Source organism: Stenotrophomonas sp. SrG (genome assembly GCF_050031795.1).
Taxonomy (GTDB): domain Bacteria; phylum Pseudomonadota; class Gammaproteobacteria; order Xanthomonadales; family Xanthomonadaceae; genus Stenotrophomonas; species Stenotrophomonas rhizophila_A.
Map to the genome: position 1 here is coordinate 1 of NZ_JBNBBE010001112.1, position 239 is coordinate 239.

Here is a 239-nt window from a genome sequence, read left to right on the forward strand (position 1 = left end):
CCAAGGCCTACCTGGCCGGCGCCACCGTGGAGCTGGAAGGCCATGCGGTGGTGGGCGAGCGCGACCCGGTCCACCTGGATGCGATCCGCCGCTTCGCCGTGGCCTACCTGCGCAACGAGCAGAACCAGGACCTGGCCGCCTTCGGAGGGGATTTCGACATCTACTTCCAGGAGAGCTCGCTGTACAAGGACGGCAAGGTCGAAGAGACCGTGGCCCAGCTCAAGGCCGCTGGCCATACA

General features: G+C 66.5%; 1 pseudogene. It reads left to right on the plus strand.

Annotated elements, in window-relative coordinates:
• A pseudogene (gene argS / locus ACQG3P_RS22920) lies at positions 1 to 239 on the plus strand (arginine--tRNA ligase); the annotation flags it as partial.